This window comes from Vulcaniibacterium tengchongense (assembly GCF_003814555.1).
Taxonomy (GTDB): Bacteria; Pseudomonadota; Gammaproteobacteria; order Xanthomonadales; family Xanthomonadaceae; genus Vulcaniibacterium; species Vulcaniibacterium tengchongense.
The window spans coordinates 15,975-33,168 of record NZ_RKQN01000002.1 but is presented as its reverse complement, the minus strand read 5'-3'; the positions used below and the strand labels follow the sequence as shown (position 1 = coordinate 33,168).

The 17,194-nt window shown below is 73.2% G+C and carries 12 protein-coding genes; 8 read left to right on the top strand and 4 right to left on the bottom strand.

Features of this window, described 5'->3' with window-relative positions:
- Window positions 1-6 precede the first annotated feature (6 nt).
- Window positions 7-1,689 carry a YbaL family putative K(+) efflux transporter gene (gene ybaL / locus EDC50_RS06495; RefSeq protein ID WP_123769688.1) on the bottom strand — a complete coding sequence of 561 codons (1,683 nt, stop codon included), beginning with the start codon at window positions 1,687-1,689 and terminating at the stop codon, window positions 7-9.
- Between the two features lie 255 nt (window positions 1,690-1,944).
- Here ybaL and abc-f point away from each other — a divergent pair, with 255 nt between their 5' ends.
- Complete coding sequence (abc-f, locus tag EDC50_RS06490) at window positions 1,945-3,792, top strand: ribosomal protection-like ABC-F family protein (protein WP_123769687.1); 1,848 nt, start codon at window positions 1,945-1,947, stop codon at window positions 3,790-3,792.
- 143 nt (window positions 3,793-3,935) lie between these two features.
- The gene (locus EDC50_RS06485) at window positions 3,936-4,238 is read left to right on the top strand and encodes an FmdB family zinc ribbon protein (protein ID WP_123769686.1); all 303 of its coding nucleotides are present in this window, start codon (window positions 3,936-3,938) and stop codon (window positions 4,236-4,238) included.
- Window positions 4,239-4,308: 70 nt separating this feature from the next.
- On the opposite strand, the gene EDC50_RS06480 is transcribed toward EDC50_RS06485, so the two are convergent.
- Together EDC50_RS06480 and EDC50_RS16870 are read right to left on the bottom strand one after the other, a co-directional pair.
- Entirely contained in the window at window positions 4,309-4,740 is a 432-nt protein-coding gene (locus EDC50_RS06480) for a DUF3011 domain-containing protein (protein ID WP_123769685.1), read from the bottom strand.
- A 153-nt stretch (window positions 4,741-4,893) separates the two neighbouring features.
- Window positions 4,894-5,808 carry a DUF3011 domain-containing protein gene (locus tag EDC50_RS16870; protein ID WP_425477897.1) on the bottom strand — a complete coding sequence of 305 codons (915 nt, stop codon included), beginning with the start codon at window positions 5,806-5,808 and terminating at the stop codon, window positions 4,894-4,896.
- Window positions 5,809-5,958: 150 nt separating this feature from the next.
- Here EDC50_RS16870 and aspS point away from each other — a divergent pair, with 150 nt between their 5' ends.
- The 4 genes from aspS to EDC50_RS06455 all read left to right on the top strand — a co-directional run bounded on the left by aspS (window position 5,959) and on the right by EDC50_RS06455 (window position 11,472).
- Complete coding sequence (gene aspS, locus EDC50_RS06470) at window positions 5,959-7,740, top strand: aspartate--tRNA ligase (protein WP_123769684.1); 1,782 nt, start codon at window positions 5,959-5,961, stop codon at window positions 7,738-7,740.
- Between the two features lie 94 nt (window positions 7,741-7,834).
- Window positions 7,835-8,119, top strand: coding sequence for a DNA primase (locus EDC50_RS06465; RefSeq protein ID WP_123769683.1), 285 nt, complete (start codon window positions 7,835-7,837; stop codon window positions 8,117-8,119).
- A 2-nt stretch (window positions 8,120-8,121) separates the two neighbouring features.
- The gene (locus EDC50_RS06460; protein ID WP_123769682.1) at window positions 8,122-8,658 is read left to right on the top strand and encodes a GNAT family N-acetyltransferase; all 537 of its coding nucleotides are present in this window, start codon (window positions 8,122-8,124) and stop codon (window positions 8,656-8,658) included.
- A gap of 123 nt (window positions 8,659-8,781) precedes the next feature.
- Window positions 8,782-11,472 carry a glycosyltransferase gene (locus tag EDC50_RS06455; protein WP_123769681.1) on the top strand — a complete coding sequence of 897 codons (2,691 nt, stop codon included), beginning with the start codon at window positions 8,782-8,784 and terminating at the stop codon, window positions 11,470-11,472.
- On the opposite strand, the gene EDC50_RS06450 is transcribed toward EDC50_RS06455, so the two are convergent.
- Window positions 11,450-12,391, bottom strand: coding sequence for an AraC family transcriptional regulator (locus EDC50_RS06450; RefSeq protein WP_123769680.1), 942 nt, complete (start codon window positions 12,389-12,391; stop codon window positions 11,450-11,452). The two genes, EDC50_RS06455 and EDC50_RS06450, sit on opposite strands and share 23 nt — an antisense overlap.
- A gap of 258 nt (window positions 12,392-12,649) precedes the next feature.
- Between EDC50_RS06450 and EDC50_RS06445 the strand changes: the two genes are divergently transcribed.
- Both EDC50_RS06445 and EDC50_RS06440 read left to right on the top strand, forming a co-directional pair.
- Entirely contained in the window at window positions 12,650-15,844 is a 3,195-nt protein-coding gene (locus tag EDC50_RS06445; RefSeq protein WP_123769679.1) for an efflux RND transporter permease subunit, read from the top strand.
- Entirely contained in the window at window positions 15,841-16,995 is a 1,155-nt protein-coding gene (locus EDC50_RS06440; protein WP_123769678.1) for an efflux RND transporter periplasmic adaptor subunit, read from the top strand. Before EDC50_RS06445 ends, EDC50_RS06440 begins: the two co-directional genes overlap by 4 nt.
- Window positions 16,996-17,194: the final 199 nt, after the last annotated feature.

Here is a 17,194-nt window from a genome sequence, read left to right as displayed (position 1 = left end):
ATGATGTCACGTCGCCGGCGGCAGATGGCGCGAACCGCGGTACAGCGGCGTCGCCATCACCATCTCGGCCAGGCTGTGGGCCAGCTCGCGCTCGGCCATCACCGCGCCGTCGGCGCCGTGTTCGATCAGGTGCCTGACCTCGGCGTCGCTGTGTGCGCGCGCGACGATGGTCAACGCCGGGTTGATCGTGCGCAGCTTGGCGATGATCTCGCCGGCCTCCAGCGCGTTCGGGATCGCCAGCATCACCGTGTGCGCGCTCTGCGGCAAGGCCTCGTCGAGCACGCGCTCGTTGCCGGCGTGGCCGCGCACGGTGGGGATGCCGTTGTTGCGCGAGCGCTGCACGCGGTCCTGCTCGTCCTCCACCACCACCAGCGGCACGCCGCGCTCGGTCAGCAGCCGCGCCAGCTCGCTGCCGACGCGTCCGTAGCCGATCAGGATCACGTGGTCGCGCAGGCCTTCGGGCACCGGCGGCGCGGCATGCTCCGGCGGCTCCGGCGGGCGCGCCGCGGCCTCGCGCGCGTCGCGGCGGTCGAGCCAGGCGAACAGCAGCGGATTGACCATGATCGACAGCAGCGAGCCGGCCAGGATCAGGTCCTGGCCCTCCTTGGGCAGGATCTCCAGTTCCATGCCCAACCCGGCGAGGATGAAGGAGAACTCGCCGATCTGCGCCAGGCTCACCGAGATCAGCAGCGCGGTCGCGTTCGGCTTGCCGAACGCGCGCACGATCGCGTACGCGGCCAGCGACTTGCCCAGCACGATGATCGCGAAGGTGCCCAGCACCTCCAGCGGCCGCTCGAGCACGATGCGCGGGTCGAACAGCATGCCGACCGAGACGAAGAACAGCACCGCGAACGCGTCGCGCAGCGGCAGGGTCTCGTTCGCGGCCTGGTGGCTGAACTCGGACTCGTTGAGGATCATGCCGGCGAAGAACGCGCCGAGCGCGAACGACACGCCGAACATCTCCGCCGAGCCGAACGCCACGCCCAGCGCGATCGCCAGCACGCACAGGGTGAACAGCTCGCGCGAGCCGGTGCCGGCCACGCGCTCGAGCATCCACGGGATCACCCGGCGGCCGACCAGCAGCATCACCGCCATGAAGGCGCCGACCTTCGCCACCGTCTTGAACAGCGCCGACCACACCTGCACCGGGTCGCCGGCGTCGCCGCGCAGCACGTCGGCCAGCGCCGGCAGCAGCACCAGCGACAGCACCATCGCCAGGTCCTCGACGATCAGCCAGCCGACCGCGATGCGGCCGCGGCCGGTCTCGACCAGGCGCCGCTCCTCGAGCGCGCGCAGCAGCACCACCGTGCTCGCCACCGACAGCGCCAGGCCGAACACGATGCCGGCCCCGTCCGGCCAGCCCAGCAGCCGCCCCAGTCCCCAGCCCAGCGCGGTCGCCACCGCGATCTGCGCCACCGCGCCCGGCAGTGCGATCGCGCGCACGGCGAGCAGGTCGCGCAGCGAGAAGTGCAGGCCGACGCCGAACATCAGCAGGATCACGCCGATTTCGGCCAGTTGCGGCGCCAGGGTCTGATCGCCGACGAAGCCGGGCGTGAACGGCCCGGCGACGATGCCGGCCAGCAGGTAGCCGACCAGGGGCGACAGGCGCAGGCGCTGGGCGATGGCGCCGAAGGCGAAGGCCAGGCAGAAGCCGGCGACGAGGATGGCGATCAGGGACGTGTGATGCATCGACTCTCCGTATCGGACGACCGGTCGAGAATGTGGTCCGAGGCCGGTGGATGCAACCGGGACGCCCGCGGCAGAGGCGGCCGGACCCGCGCAGTCTGCCCCGGCGCCCGTCGAGCGCGGATGAGCCTGCGGCATCGCCGCGTTGCAGGCGGGCGACAGGACGCCGACGCGCCGATCGGCGCGCCGGCGAATCATCGCCGCGGCGCTTGCCGATAAACTGGCGCCCCGCTGTCGCGCCCCGGTTCGGCCCATCCCGTGATTTCGTTTCGCAATTTCGCTCTGCGCCGCGGCGAACGCCTGTTGCTGTCGAACGTCGACCTGGCGCTGCACGCCGGCTGGCGGGTGGGCGTGGTCGGCCGCAACGGCACCGGCAAGTCCTCGTTGTTCGCCGCGATCCAGGGCCAGGTCGAGGCCGACCGCGGCGACCTCGACGTGCCCGCGCGGGTGCGCATCGCCGCCGTCGCCCAGGAGACACCGGCGCTGGACGAGGCCGCGCTCGATTTCGTGCTGTCGGGCGACGCCCAGGTGCACGCCGCGCTGGTGGCCGAGCGCGAGGCGATGGCGCGCGAGGACTGGGAAGCGGTGGCGCAGGCGCATCACCGGCTGGAGGAGCTCGGCGGCTACGACGCCGCCGCGCGCGCCGGCAAGCTGCTGCACGGCCTGGGCTTCAGCCCCGACACCCACGGGCGCGCGGTCAAGGAATTCTCCGGCGGCTGGCGCGTGCGCCTGAACCTCGCCCGCGCGCTGATGACGCCCAGCGACCTGCTGCTGCTCGACGAGCCCACCAACCACCTCGACCTCGACGCGGTGCTGTGGCTGGAGCAGTGGCTGCTGCGCTACCCGGGCACACTGCTGCTGATCTCGCACGACCGCGAGTTCCTCGACGGCGTGACCACCCACATCCTGCACCTGCACGACGGCAAGGCGAAGCTGTACGCCGGCGACTACACCGCGTTCGAGCGCCAGCGCGCCGAGCAGCTGCGCCAGCAGCAGATCGCCTACGAGAAGGAGCAGGCCGAGCGCGCCCACCTGCAGAGCTTCATTGACCGCTTCAAGGCCAAGGCCAGCAAGGCCAAGCAGGCGCAGAGCCGGATGAAGCGGCTGGCCAAGCTGGCCGGCACCGAGGCGGTGCGGGTGGAGCGCGCGATGCGCATCGACTTCCCGGCGCCCGCCAAGCTGCCGCACGCGCTGCTGCGCCTGGGCGACGCCGATTGCGGCTACGGCGACCACACCGTGCTGCGCGACGTGCGCTTCGTGCTCGAGGCCGGCGACCGCGTCGCCCTGCTCGGTCCCAACGGCGCCGGCAAGTCGACGCTGGTCAAGTCGCTGGTCGGCGAGATCCCGCTGCTGGCCGGCGAGCGCGCCGGGCACCCGGACCTGCGCATCGGCTACTTCGCCCAGCACACGGTGGAATCGCTGCGCGAGGGCGCCACGCCGATCGACCACCTGGCCGAGCTCGCCCCCGGCGTGGGCACCCAGCCGCTGCGCGATTTCCTCGGCAAGTGGAACTTCCCCGGCGACCGCGCGTTCGAGCCGGTCGACGGCTTCTCCGGCGGCGAGCGCGCGCGGCTGGCGCTGGCGCTGATCGCCTGGCGGCAGCCCAACGTGCTGCTGCTCGACGAACCGACCAACCACCTCGACCTCGACATGCGCGAGGCGCTGGCGGAAGCCTTGTCCGAATTCGACGGCGCGATCGTGCTGGTCTCGCACGACCGGCACCTGATCGGCCTGGTCTGCGACAGCTTCTGGCGCGTCGCCGACGGCGTGGCGCAGCCGTTCGACGGCGACCTCGACGCCTACGCGGTCTGGCTGCGCACCCGCGAATCCGGCGACGCCCGGCCGGCCCGGACCGCGGCCGCGCCCGCCGCCCCGGCCAAGCCGGCGCCGAAGCCGGCCAAGGTCAACCCGCACAAACTGGCCCAGGCCGAGGCGCGGGTGGCCGAGCTGGAAGCGCAACTGCACGCGATCGACATGGACCTGGCCGACCCGGACCGCTACGCCGGCGGCGGCACCGACGCCGCCGAGCTGGCGCGCCGGCGCGAGCGCGTCGCCGCCCAGCTGGCCGAGGCCGAGGACGCGTTGCTGGCGCTGTACGACGCCTAGCTCGGCCGCGGCCGCCGTCCGCCGGCCGCTCCCGCAGCCCCGTGCGTGCGGCGCCGCGGCGGGCAGGCCCGGGCCGCGGCACGCTTGAAAACCCGCGCGCCGCCACCACAATGCCCGCGGTCTCCACGACATCCGTTCGCGCCATGCCGATCTACGCCTTCGAATGCGCCGCCTGCGGCCACCGTTTCGACCGCCTGCAGAAGCTGTCCGACGCGGATCCGGGCGAATGCCCCTCCTGCGCCGCGCCGCAGGTGCGCCGGCAGCTGACCGCGCCGCAGTTCCGCCTGGCCGGCGGCGGCTGGTACGAGACCGACTTCAAGAAGGACGGCGACAAGAAGCGCAACTTGGCCGGCGACGCCGGCGCCCCGTCCGAGAGCAAGTCCGGCGGCGACGCCAAGCCGGCCGACAGCAAGCCCGCGGCCAAGGCCGACGCCGCGACCGCCTGAATCCACCGACGCGATCCACCGACGCGCCGCCTGCCGCGTCGCCCGCTGCCGTCGTGGGCGCCGCCGGCGCTCAGCCGTCGCTGCGCTGGAACACCGCGCCGCAACCCCGATCGACCCAGACCGCGCCCTCGCGCCAGCCCCAGGTCGCGTCCTCGACGCAGCGCGCGCTGCCGACCTCGCGCGACAGCCGCACCGGGCCCGGGAACGGCGTGCGGCATTCGCGATAGCCGCCGGTGCCGTCGCACAGCACCGCGTTGGGCGAGGCGGGGAAGTCCAGCTCGGCCGGTCGCGGCAGCGCCTGCGGCGCCGGCTCGGCGGCGACCAGGCGCAGGCCGATGCGCATGCCCGCACGCGAGGCGTCGGCGAGCAGGACGGCCGCGCGGCCCGGCGCGGCGCGGGGCCGGTCGGCGCCGGGGCCCGACGCGCCGAGGTGGGCCGCGGCCGGCATCGACAGCAGCATCAGGCACCAGGCCCAATGCGCGCGCTTGGGCGGTCTCGGCATGGCGCTCCCTCCTCTCGGCTGCACCGGCGCGGGCGGCCCGGAGTCGCTACTCCGGGCCTCGCCCCGTTAGCGGCCAGCGTGCGCGGAACTTGAGGGAGCGGCCGAGACGCCGCGCGCAACTTCGTCGCGCGACGTCCGGCGGCCGGCCGCGGGTCAGTTGCCGAAGCGGCCGCGGCAGCCGCGGCTGACCCAGATCGTGGTCGGCGCGCGGTAGCCCCAGGTCTGCCCTTGGATGCACGGCGCCTTCGAGAGTTGTTCGAGCAGGCGCGGCACGCCGTGGCCCGGCGGCCAGGCGCAGGTGGCGGTGCGGCCGTCGTTGCTGGCGCAGGTCACCGAACGGCCGCCGGCCGTCGGCGGGGTCGCGCCCGCGGCGACGAACTCCGCGCGGCAGCCGCCGAGGACGTAGACCCGGCCCGCCTGCGACTGCCAGGTGCGGCCCTCGACGCAGGCCGCGCCCGGCAGTTGCCGCAGCAGGCGCGAGCGCCCGCGCCACGGCACCGTGCAGGTCCGGCCCTGGCCGGGGGTGCTTTCGCAGCGGACCACGGCGCCGCCGGGCGGGCCGACCGGCGGCCGGGTGGCGGGGGCGAACTCGCCGCGGCAGCCGCTCCATACCGTGATCAGGCCGTCCTGCGAGCTCCAGCTGCGGCCTTCGACGCAGGGGCTCTTGGACACCTGGCGGACCAGCCGCGACGGGCCGCGCCAGGGCGGCACGCAGCGCCTGGCGTCGTGGTCGTTGCTGTCGCAGCGCAAGGTCTGCCCGGCCGGCGGCGAGATGCCGCCGCCGCCGCGCAGCGACTGGGCGATGTCCGCCTTGATCCGGCTGAAGCCCCAGTTCGAGCGGTTGACCTGGTCGAGATAGAAGCGCAGCTGGTCGGCCGGAATCTGCCGGCCGCCGGACTGTTCGCGGTACTCCAGGCTGATCACGCGGAGCTGGTCGCCGTAGGACAGGGTGCGCAGGTTCTCCGGCGCGTAGGCGCGTTCCTTCTGCGCGGCCGCCGGCATCGCGGCCAAGGCGAGGGCCAGCAGGCCCGCGGCGATCCGGACGGCTTTCCAGGCGAATCGGTGCATGGCGAATCCCCTTTGCGATTGGGCGCGGCAAGGCCGGCCGCGCGTCCGGCGAGGCGGACAGCGGCGCCCCGCGGTCCGCAGTCTCCCACAGCCGCTAAAATGCCATGTTCGCCGGCCCCCGGGGCCGGCCCCGCGATACCCGGAGCCCCCATGCGTACCCATTACTGCGGCCTCGTCGACGAGGCCCTGCTCGGCCAGACCGTGACCCTGTGCGGCTGGGCCGACGTCGCCCGCAACCTCGGCGGCCTGTGCTTCATCGACCTGCGCGACCACGAAGGCATCGTGCAGATCGTCGCCGAGCCGAGCGACGCCGCGGGCAACGCCGAGGTGCTGGCGGCGGCCGCGCATGTGGGGTACGAGGACTGCCTGCGCGTGACCGGCGTGGTGCGCAAGCGCGAGGCGGTCAATCCCAAGCTGAAGACCGGCCAGGTCGAAGTGGTCGCGACGAGGATCGAACTGCTCAACAAGGCCGAGCCGCTGCCGTTCCACGCCCACGAGAACCCGGGCGAGGACATCCGCCTCAAGTACCGCTACCTCGACCTGCGGCGCCCGGAGATGCAGCGGATGATGCGCACCCGCATCAAGCTGGTGCAGGCGCTGCGCCGCTGGCTGGACGCGCGCGGCTTCCAGGACATCGAGACGCCGATCCTGACCAAGGCCACGCCGGAGGGCGCGCGCGACTTCCTGGTGCCGGCGCGCATGCACCCCGGCGAGTTCTACGCGCTGCCGCAGAGCCCGCAGCTGTTCAAGCAGATCCTGATGATGGCGGGCTTCGACCGCTACTACCAGATCGCGCGCTGCTTCCGCGACGAGGCGCTGCGCGCCGACCGCCAGCTCGAGTTCACCCAGCTCGACATGGAGTTCGCCTGGGTCGGCGAGCGCGACGTGCAGGACACGGTCGAGGCGATGATCCGCGACGTGTTCCGCGAGGTGGCCGGGGTCGAGCTGGCCGATCCGTTCCCGCGCATGACCTACGCCGAGGCGATGCGCCGCTACGGTTCGGACAAGCCGGACCTGCGCATCGCGCTGGAACTGGTGGACATCGCCGAGCGGGTCAAGGGCTGCGAGTTCAAGGTGTTCGCCGACTGGGCGAACGCGCAGGGCGGCCGCGTGGTCGCGCTGCGCGCGCCGGGCGGCGCGGCGCTGTCGCGCAAGCAGATCGACGACTACGCCGCGCATGCGGCCAAGTTCGGCGCCAAGGGCCTGGCCTGGATGAAGGTGGACGACCCGGCCAAGGGCCGCGACGGCGTCAACTCGCCGATCGCGAAGTTCCTCGACGACGCGACCCTGGCGGCGGTGGTGCAGGCGGCCGGGGCCCAGGCCGGGGACGCGATCTTCTTCGGCGCGGCCGACTACAAGACCGCGTCGGACTTCATGGGCGCGCTGCGCCTGAAGCTCGGCAAGGACCTCGGCCTGGTCGAGGACGGCTGGAAGCCGCTGTGGGTCACCGACTTCCCGATGTTCGAATGGGACGCGGAGGCTGGCCGCTACGTCGCCCTGCACCATCCGTTCACCGCGCCGGCGGTGGACGACGAGGCCGACCTGCGCGCCAACGCCGCCACCGCGGTGTCGCGCGGCTACGACATGGTGCTCAACGGCAACGAGATCGGCGGCGGTTCGATCCGCATCCACCGCTCGTCGATGCAGTCGGCGGTGTTCGACCTGCTCGGCATCGGCAAGGAGGAGGCGGAGCTGAAGTTCGGTTTCCTGCTCGAGGCGCTGCGCTACGGCGCGCCGCCGCACGGCGGCATCGCCTTCGGCATCGACCGCATCGCCGCGCTGATGGCCGGCACCGAATCGATCCGCGACGTGATCGCCTTCCCCAAGACCACCACCGCGCAGTGCCTGATGACCGGCGCGCCGTCGCCGATTCCCGACGCGCAGCTGGCCGAGGTGCACGTGCAGGTGAGGCCGCCCGCGCCCAAGGCCTGAGCAGCCGGCCGCGGTTCCGCGCCGCGCGCTGCGCCCGTCCGCGCCGGATGCCCGGCCCCGGTTTCGCCAAGCGACTTTGTTACGGAGTGATCGTATGACCGAGTACGCGTTCGTCCTGCAATGGGAAAGGCTCGCCAACGTGGGCGCCGGCCCCGCCCTGATCACCGAACGCGCCCGCGTGTTCGGCGGCTGGCTGGTGCGTGTCGGCTCCGCGCCGGGCGCGATGGCGCTGACCTTCGTCCCCGACGGCCAGTTCCGCTGGGACGGCGAGGACTTCGGCGAGGACGACTACGAGTACGAAGAGGACGAGGAAGGCGAGGACGAGGAGTACGAGGAAGAGGACGAAGACGAGGAAGACGGCGAGGAGGAGGCGCGCTAGCCATGCAGATCCGTCGCGCCGGCGTCGCCGACGCCGCGACCCTGTCGCGGCTGGCTTCGGCCTGCTTCACCGAGACCTTCGGCCACCTGTACCCGCCCGAGGACCTACACGCCTTCCTCGCCGAGGCCTATGCGGTCGAGGCCTGGGCCGCGCTGCTGCGCGACCCGGCGTATGCGACCTGGGTGCTCGAGGCGCCCGCGCGCGGCGCGGTCGGCTACGCGCTGGCCGGGCCGTGCGGCCTGCCGCACCCCGACGTCCGCGCCGGCGACGGCGAGCTCAAGCGACTGTACGTGCTGCGCGACTTCCAGAACGGCGGCTGGGGCGGGCGGCTGTTCCGCGCCGCGCAGGACTGGCTGCTCGCCGGCGGCCCGCGCACGCTGTGGATCGGCGTGTGGTCGGAGAACTTCGGCGCGCAGCGCTTCTACGCCCGGCACGGCTACGTACGGGCAGGGCAGTACCACTTCGCGGTGGGCAAGACGCGAGACCTGGAGTTCATCCTGCGCCGGGATCCGGACGGGGCGGCGGCCGCGTCGGGCTGAGCCGGTCCGTCCGCTCGCGAAAAGCGATCGGGTTCACGCTCCCGCCTGCGCCGCTCCTGCTAGCGTGGAGCCGCCCCAAGGGTGCCGCCCGCGCGCCGTTCGCGGGGGCTTCCGGACGAAGACATGGACCGTCCCGCGACAACCGCTGTCCGCAAGCGCGCATTCGCCCTCGCGGCCGCGGAGGCGGCGCTGTTCGCCGTACTGGGCGCGGTCGCCTGGGCATCGGCGCCGCGCACGGCGGAGGCGCCCGCCTGGGACGGACAGGCGCACGGATACGCCTACTCGACCGGGCGGCGCGACGCCGATGCGATCGAACGCGAAGTCCGGCTGCTCGCGCGGCACACCCGCCGGGTGCGGCTCTATTCCTCGACCGATCTGCGCGCGGCGCGCGATCTGGAGCGCGAAGGCATCGAGGTGCTCGCCGGGGCCTGGCTGAGCGGCCACCGGAAAGCCGACGAACGCGAGCTGCGCGCCCTGGCCGCCGCCGTCCGCGAACACGCCAACATCGCCGGCGCGGTGGTCGGCAACGAAAGCGTGTTGCGCGGCGACCTGACGCCGGCGCGGCTCGCCGCCCGGCTGGACGACGCCCGCGCCGCGTTCCGCGTCCCGGTCTCCACCGCCGAGCCCTTCCACATCTGGATGATGCATCCGGAACTGGCCGAGCACGTCGATTTCATCGTCGTGCACCTGCTGCCGTATTGGGACGGCATCGCGCTGGCGCACGGCGTCGATCGGGTGGTGGCGCAGTACCGCATATTGCAGGCCCGCTTCCCCGGCAAGCGCATCGTGATCGGCGAAGTGGGCTGGCCTTCGGCCGGTCCGTCCCAGGGCGAGGCGGCGGCGTCGCGGTTGGACCAGGGCGTGTTCCTGCGCCGCATGCTGCAGCGGCTGCAGGCGCACGGTTGGGAGTACTACGTGCTGGAGGCCTTCGACCAGCCTTGGAAGGTCAGAGGCGAGCGCTTGGCGGGGGCGCATTGGGGCGTCTTCGACGCCGACGGAGAACCCAAGTTCGCCTGGAGCGGGCCGGTCCGGGACGATCCGCACGTGCGCTTCAAGGCGCTGTCGGCCTCCGCGCTGGCGTTCCCGTTCCTGCTGCTGTTCGCGCTGCGCGCGCGGCACCTGCGGCCATGGGGGCGCTGGCTGTTTCTGGCGATGCTGCAGGGCGCCTTCATGTCGGCCGTCTGGATGCTGGCGCTGCCGTGGGATTACTACCCGGGCGCGTGGGGCTGGCTCCTGTTCGCGATCCTGTTCGCGCTGCAGACGTTCGCCTTCGTCCACCTGCTGGCGGGCGGCTTCGAGCTGCTGGAGACGCTGGCGCAACCGCGCTGGCGCAGGCAAGCCGCGCCCTGTCCCAGCGGGCCCGGTTTCGCGCCGAAGATCTCGATCCACCTGCCCTGCTACAACGAGCCGCCGCAGGTGGTGATCGAGACGCTCGACAGCCTGGCGCGGCTCGACTACCCGGACTACGAAGTGCTGGTGATCGACAACAACACCCGCGACGAAGCCGTCTGGCGGCCGGTGCAGGCGCGCTGCCGGGCCTTGGGCCGGCGCTTCCGCTTCTTCCATCTGGACCACTGGCCCGGCTTCAAGGCCGGCGCGCTGAACTTCGCCTTGCGGCACACCGACCCGCGCGCCGAAATCGTCGCCATCGTCGACAGCGATTACGTGGTTCGACCGGAATGGCTGCGCGATCTGGCCGGGCACTTCGAAGATCCCCGCGTCGGCGCGGTGCAGGCGCCGCAGGCGCATCGGGAATACGCGCGGCATCCTTTCTGGCGGATGTGCAACTGGGAATCGGAGAGCTTCTTCCGCGTCGGCATGCACCACCGCCACGAGCGCGACGCGATCATCGTCCACGGCACGCTGATCATGGTCCGGCGCGCGCTGCTGGACCGGCTGGGCTGGTCCGAGTGGTGCATCTGCGAGGACACCGAACTCGGCCTGCGGGTGCAGCGGGCCGGGTACCGCGCGCTGTACGTGGACCGCGTTTACGGACGGGGCCTGCTTCCGGACGATTTCGCGGCCTACAAGGCGCAGCGATTCCGCTGGGCGTTCGGCGCGATGCAGATCTTCAGGCGCCATGTCCCCTCGCTCCTGCGGCCCGGCGGGCTGACCCCGTCGCAGCGCTATCACTACCTCGCCGGCTGGCTGCCGTGGTTCGCCGGAGCCGCGCACGCGGCGTTCACCGCCTGCGCGATCGCGCTCGGCGTGGGCCATCTGCTCGCGCCCGCTTGGGATTCGCTGCCGTTCCAAGCGTTCGCGGCCCTGGGCGCGGCCTCGCTGGGCCTGAAGCTGGTGTCCGGCCTGATCCTGCATCGCCGCCGCGTGAGCCCGGGTTGGCGCGACACCGCGGGCGCGCTGATCGCCGAGCTCGCCCTGACCCATACCATCGCGCGTGCCGTGCTGCGCAGCGCGTTCACGCCGCGGCTTCCGTTCCGCCGCACCGGCAAGGGCGCCGCGCGGATGCCGGCGCAGCGCGCCGGCGCGGCCGTGGTCGAGGAATTCGGCCTGTTCCTGGCGATATGGCTGTGCATCCTGGCGCTGCTTTGGCAGCGCGGCACCGACGATGCGCTGACCTTGGCCTGGGCGGGCATGCTGTCGGTGCAATCGCTGCCGTATGCGGCGGCGTTGTATTGCGAGTGGCTTTCCTCCCGCCAGGCGTCGCAGCGCCGCGCGGACGTCCCCGTTTCCAGCGCGCCGAAATGGGCCGGGGCGTTCCAAGGGGCGCGCGCGCGCGCGGAAGCGCCGAACCAGGCGCGGCCGGCCCCGCCCCCGGCGCGCCGGGCCGGGCTCAACCCGCCGCGGCGGCCCTGATCTGGGCGATCTCCGCGCGCGGCGGCGCGCCGAACAGGCGCTTGTATTCGCGGCTGAACTGCGACGGGCTCTCGTAGCCGACGCGGTGCGCGGCCGCGCTGGCCTCCAGGCCCTCAGTGAGCATCAGCCGGCGCGCCTCGTGCAGGCGCAGCTGCTTCTGGTACTGCAGCGGCGACATCGTGGTGGCGGCCTTGAAGTTGTGGTGCAGCGAGGACACGCTCATGTGCACCGAGCGCGCCAGCTCCTCGATGCGCAGCGGTTCCAGGTAGCGCTGGCGCAGCAGTTCCACGGCCTTGGCGATGCGTTGCGGGCGGCTGTCGTGCATCGCGACCGCGCGCAGGTGGTGGCCGAGGTCGCCGAGCAGCACCCGGTAGAAGATCTCGCGCATCGCCATCGGCGCCAGCACCGGCAGGTCCTCCGGTTCGTCGAGCAGGCGCATCAGCCGCAGCACCGCGTCGAGCAGCGCCGGCGTCACCCGCGCCGCGTACGCCGCGCGCGCCGAGCCGGCGCCGGGCGAGGCGCCGGCCTGGGCGCCGGTGTCGAGCAGCAGGCCGGCGATCTGCTCCGGCTCGATGTCCAGGCGCAGGCACAGGTACGGCTTCTCCGGCGTGGCCTCGACCACCTGGCCCATCATCGGCAGGGTCATCGACACCACCAGGTAGTTGAGCGGGTCGTAGTGGTAGACCTGGTCGCCGAGCAGGGCGATCTTGCTGCCCTGCACCACGATGCACAGGCGCGGCTCGAAGACGTTCGGCGTGCACGGCGTCGGCCGGCTGCAGCGGACCAGCTGCAGTTGCGGCAGGGCGGTCGGGTGGATGCCGTCGCCCGGGGTCGATCGGGCAATCCGGTCGGCCAGCTCCGCCTGCGGCGCGGTGAGCGATTGTTGCGCGATGGTTTCGGAAGGACTCAGTAGGCTCATGGCGTTGCGCCTCCTGCCGGTTCGCCCGGATTATCGGCAGGCCGGCCGCCCGCGGCGCGGCCGGAACTTTCGATTTGCAGGATCGGGCAAGCATACGGCAGCAATGGGCTAACGCCGGCGGCCGCGCCGCGCCTAACGTGGGCGCTCTCTGAGGATGCGACCGTCCCCGCCGTCGCGCAGCCGAGCTCCGGCCCGCGGCGCGGCGGCGCGTTCCCCTGCGCCGGCCCCCCGGCGTCCTCCCCCCCGGAGCGCCAATCCATGTGGATCGTCCGATACGCGCTGTCGCGCCGTTACACGATCGGGGTGCTGGCCATCCTGATCCTGCTGTTCGGCACGCTGGCCGCGCGGCGCATGCCGACCGACATCCTGCCCGAGGTCGGCATCCCCTCGATCAACCTGGTGTGGACCTACAGCGGCCTGCCGGCGGCGGAGATGGCGGCCAAGATCACCTCGTTCTCCGAGGCCGCGATCCTCAACACCGTCGACGACCTCAAGGAGGTCAGCTCGACCACGCTCAACGGCGCGGCGGTCGTGCGCATCGATTTCCAGCCCGGCGTCAGCCTGGAGCGCGCGCTGGGGCAGATCACCGCGGTGTCGCAGACCATCCTGCGCCGGATGCCGCCCGGCACCTCGCCGCCGCTGGTGATCCGCAACAACGTCTCCAGCACGCCGGTGCTGCAGCTGGTGCTGTCCTCGGATTCGCTGACCGAGGCCCAGCTGTACGACTACGCACGCCTGCAGTTGCGTTCGCAGATCCAGACCATCCCCGGCATCCGCATGACCCTGCCGTACGGCGGCGCGGCGCGGCAGATCATGGTCGACCTCAACCCGCGCGCGCTGCAGACCTACGGCCTGACACCCGCCGACGTGACCGCGGCGCTGGAGCGCGGCAGCCCGACCCTGCCGTCCGGCAGCATCCGCGAGGGCGCGCGCGAGCTGCAGATCGCGCTGGAGACCAGCCCGGAGAACGCGTCCGGCTTCCTCGACCTGCCGATCGCCAGTCGCGGCGGCAACGTGATCTACGTGCGCGACGTGGCCTCGGTGCGCGACGGCGCCGCGCTGCAGACCAACGTCGCGCGCATGGACGGCGCCAGCGCGGTCTCGGTGGCGCTGATCAAGCTCGGCGGCGCGTCGGCGGTGCAGATCGTGCGCGAGGTGCGCGCGCGGCTGCCGGAGATCGTCGCCTCGGCGCCGCCGGGCATGCGCATCGAACCGATCTTCGACCAGTCGGTGTTCGTCGACAACGCGATCGGCTCGATCCGCCACGAGGCGGTGATCGTCGGCCTGCTGGTCGCGTTCGTGGTGCTGGTGTTCCTCGGCTCGTGGCGCTCCAGCCTGATCGTGCTGGCGGCGATCCCGCTGGCGCTGCTGGCCTCGGTGGCGATGCTGTACCTGCTGGGCTACACCTTCAACGTGATGACCCTGGGCGGGCTGGCGCTGGCGATCGGCATCCTGGTCGACAACGCGGTGGTCGACGTGGAGAACACCAACCGCAACATCGCCCTCGGCAAGGACGTGCCCACCGCGATCCTCGACAGCGCCCGGGAAGTGGTGTTCCCCGAGTTCGTGTCGACGGTGTCGATCTGCATCGTGCTGACGCCGATCCTGCTGATGACGGGGCTATCGGCCTGGGTGTTCACGCCGCTGGCGCTGGCGGTGATCTTCGCGATGGCGGCCTCGTTCCTGCTCTCGCGCACGCTGATCCCGGTGCTGGCGGCGATGCTGCTGCCGGCGGACATCGAGAGCCGCCGCCAACCGCGCCGGGCGTTCGAGCGCGCGCTGCTGGCGGTCAACCACCGGGTCGAGCACGCGCTGGAGCGGCTGCGCGAGCGCCACCACGCGCTGCTCGAGCGCCTCGGCCACCACGGCGGCGTGCTGGCGCTGGCGGCGTTCGCGCTGCTCGGGCTGGGGGCGCTGTCGGCGGCGCTGCTCGGGCGCGAGTACTTCCCGCAGGTCGACGCCGGGCAGATCCGCCTGCAGGTGCGGCTGCCGTCCGGCACGCGCCTGGAGCAGACCGCGGCGCGCCTGGCCGAGATCCAGCGCGAGATCCGCCAGATCGTCCCGGCCGAGGAGCTGCAGACGATCTACGAGCAGATCGGCACCCCCGACCCGGTGAACCTGGCGATGGTCGACAGCGCGGTGGTCGGCTCGTTCGAGGCCGAGGTGATGCTGCAGTTGCGCCCGCCGCACGCGCCCAGCGCCGACTACCTGGCGCAGATCCGCCGGCGCGTCGCCGAGAAGTTCCCCGACGTGAAGCTGTTCGAGCGGCCGCCGGACGCGACCAGCCGCACCCTGGCCGGTGCCGCGGTGGGCGCGTTCGAGGTGCGGGTGACCGGCCGCGACGTCGCCGGCAACCTGGCCACGGCGCGCGAGATCGAATCGCGCCTGCGCGCGGTGCCCGGCGCCGTCGACGTGACCTTGCGCCAGGTGCTGGACCTGCCCGAGTACCAGGTCAGCATCGACCGCAGCCGCGCCGCGCAGCTCGGCATCACCTCGCAGGACGCGAGCCGGGCCGTGCTGGCGGTGCTCGGCTCGGCCGGCACGGTGACGCCGGTGTACTGGGTGGATCGCGCCAGCGCGCAGTCCTACACCGTGCAGGTGCAGGCGCCGATCGCCGACCTGGACAGCGTGGAGACCCTGCTCAACACGCCGCTGCGGGTCGGCACGGACGGCCGCACGGTGCTGCTGCGCAATGTCGCCACCGTGACCCCGCGCGGCGTGCCGGCGAGCATCGGCCGCACCACCCTGGCGCCGACGCTCAGCGTGCTGGCCAACGTCCAGGGCACCGACCTGGGCTCCGTCTACGACCGCCTGAGCGCGATCGTCGACGGGCTGCAGCCGCGGCTGAAGCCGGGCAACCGGATCGAGATCGCCGGCCAGGCCGGCGAGATGCAGAGCGCCTACGGCGAGTTGGCCGGCGGCCTGGCCATGGCCGCGGTGCTGGTGTTCCTGGTGCTGGTGGTGAACTTCCAGTCCTGGATCCTGCCGCTGGCGGCGATGTCCGGCCTGCCGCTGGCGGTTTCCGGCGCCGCCTTCGCGCTGTTCCTCACCGGCACGCCGCTGAGCGTGCCGGCGCTGATGGGCGTGATGATGGTGATCGGGGTGTCGACCGCGAACAGCGTGCTGGTGACCAGCTTCGTGCGCGACCTGGTCGCCGCCGGGCACGATCCGGAGATCGCCGCGTACGAGGCCGCCGCGGTGCGCCTGCGCCCGGTGCTGATGACCGCCAGCGCGATGGTGCTGGGCATCGTGCCGATGGCGCTGGGCCTGGGCGAGGGCGGCGAGCAGAACGCGCCGCTCGGCCGCGCGGTGATCGGCGGCCTGCTGTTCGGCACCCCGGCCACGCTCGTGCTGGTTCCTTCCCTTCTTGCCGTGCTCGCGCGCCGCGGCCGGCTGCGCGCGGCGCAGCCGGCGCCCGTGGCCGCGCCCGCCGGCGCTGGAGTCCCGCTATGACCCCCCTTGTCCGTTCCTTCCTTTCCGCCCGCGGCGCTTCGCCGCTGCTGCTGGCGGCGGCGCTGGCCGCCGCGGCCGGTTGCGGCCGCGGCCACGCCGAGCAGGCGGCCGCCGCGCCGCTGCCGGAGGTGCGCACCGCGCAGGCCCGCCCCGCCGGCGATTCCTACGAGTTGCGCCTGCCCGCGCGCACCGCGCCCGGCGAGTCGGCGCAGATCTACCCGCGCGCGACCGGCTTCGTCGGCGAGCGCCACGCCGACCTCGGCGACCGGGTCGAGGCCGGCCAGGTGCTGGCGGTGATCTCGGCGCCGGAGGTGGACCAGGAGGTGCGCCAGGCCCAGGCGGAGCTCGAGCGGGCCCGCGCCGAGCTCGCCCTGGCGCGCGCCCACTACCAGCGCGCCGAGGTCCTGGTGCGCTCCGGCGCGATCTCGCAGGAGCTGTACAGCGAGCGCAGCGCCAATCGCCAGGCCGCCGAGGCGGCGGTCGCCGCGGCCGAGGCGCGGCTGGCCAGCGCGCGCGAGCGGCAGGCGTTCCAGCGCGTGCGCGCGCCGTTCGCGGGGGTGATCGCGGCGCGCTACGTCGAGCGCGGCGACCGCGTGGTCGGCGATTCGGCCAGCAGCCAGCCGCTGTTCGCGCTCAACGCGCTCGACCCGCTGCGGATCGTGGTCGACGTGCCGCAGCGGGTGGCGTTGCAGGTGCGCCCGGGCGTGCAGGCGGACGTCAGCTTCCCCGAGCTGCCCGGGCGGCGCTTCCGCGCCGAGGTCGTGCGCACCGCGCAGAGCATTTCCGAGGACGTCGGCGGCATGCGCGTGGAGCTGCGCCTGCCCAACCCGGAGCAGGCGATCCCCGCCGGCATGGTCGGCGAAGTCGCGCTGCGCCTGCCGCAGGCCGCGACGACCCTGCTGCTGCCGGTCTCCGCGGTGCTGCAGGACGCCGGCGGCGCGCGCGTCGCCCGGCTCGGCGCGGACGCGACGATCGGCTTCCGCAAGGTGGTGCTCGGCCGCAATCTGGGCGACCAGGTCGAGGTGCTCGACGGCCTCGCGGCCGGCGACACCGTGGTGCTGGCGCCGAACGCGCTGCTGCGCGAGGGCAGCCGGGTGCGGGTCGCGCCGCCGGCGGACGCCGGCGCCCGGAAGGCCGGCGCGCGTTCCTGAGCGCGCCGGCCGCGCTCCGCGCCCGCCCCGCGGGGCAGTCCGGCGGTGCGTGCCGCGTCGGCCTCCCCGAGCGGCCGGTCCCCGCATCGCGGCTGCCGTTGCCCGCCTGCACGGTGACGCATACCGTGGGCGGCGACCCAGGCGACGGACCGGCGATGACACCCCATTCCGCTTCCCGCATGCGCCAGCGCCGGCCGGG

Bases quoted from the DNA above. Each gene is read 5' to 3' on its own strand.
- EDC50_RS06440 (WP_123769678.1), top strand. From the start codon at position 15,841: ATGACCCCCCTTGTCCGTTCCTTCCTTTCCGCCCGCGGCGCTTCGCCG.
- aspS (WP_123769684.1), top strand. From the start codon at position 5,959: ATGCGTACCCATTACTGCGGCCTCGTCGACGAGGCCCTGCTCGGCCAG.
- EDC50_RS06465 (WP_123769683.1), top strand. From the start codon at position 7,835: ATGACCGAGTACGCGTTCGTCCTGCAATGGGAAAGGCTCGCCAACGTG.
- EDC50_RS06445 (WP_123769679.1), top strand. From the start codon at position 12,650: ATGTGGATCGTCCGATACGCGCTGTCGCGCCGTTACACGATCGGGGTG.
- EDC50_RS06460 (WP_123769682.1), top strand. From the start codon at position 8,122: ATGCAGATCCGTCGCGCCGGCGTCGCCGACGCCGCGACCCTGTCGCGG.
- EDC50_RS06450 (WP_123769680.1), bottom strand. From the start codon at position 12,391: ATGAGCCTACTGAGTCCTTCCGAAACCATCGCGCAACAATCGCTCACC.
- EDC50_RS06455 (WP_123769681.1), top strand. From the start codon at position 8,782: ATGGACCGTCCCGCGACAACCGCTGTCCGCAAGCGCGCATTCGCCCTC.
- EDC50_RS06485 (WP_123769686.1), top strand. From the start codon at position 3,936: ATGCCGATCTACGCCTTCGAATGCGCCGCCTGCGGCCACCGTTTCGAC.
- ybaL (WP_123769688.1), bottom strand. From the start codon at position 1,689: ATGCATCACACGTCCCTGATCGCCATCCTCGTCGCCGGCTTCTGCCTG.
- EDC50_RS06480 (WP_123769685.1), bottom strand. From the start codon at position 4,740: ATGCCGAGACCGCCCAAGCGCGCGCATTGGGCCTGGTGCCTGATGCTG.
- EDC50_RS16870 (WP_425477897.1), bottom strand. From the start codon at position 5,808: ATGCACCGATTCGCCTGGAAAGCCGTCCGGATCGCCGCGGGCCTGCTG.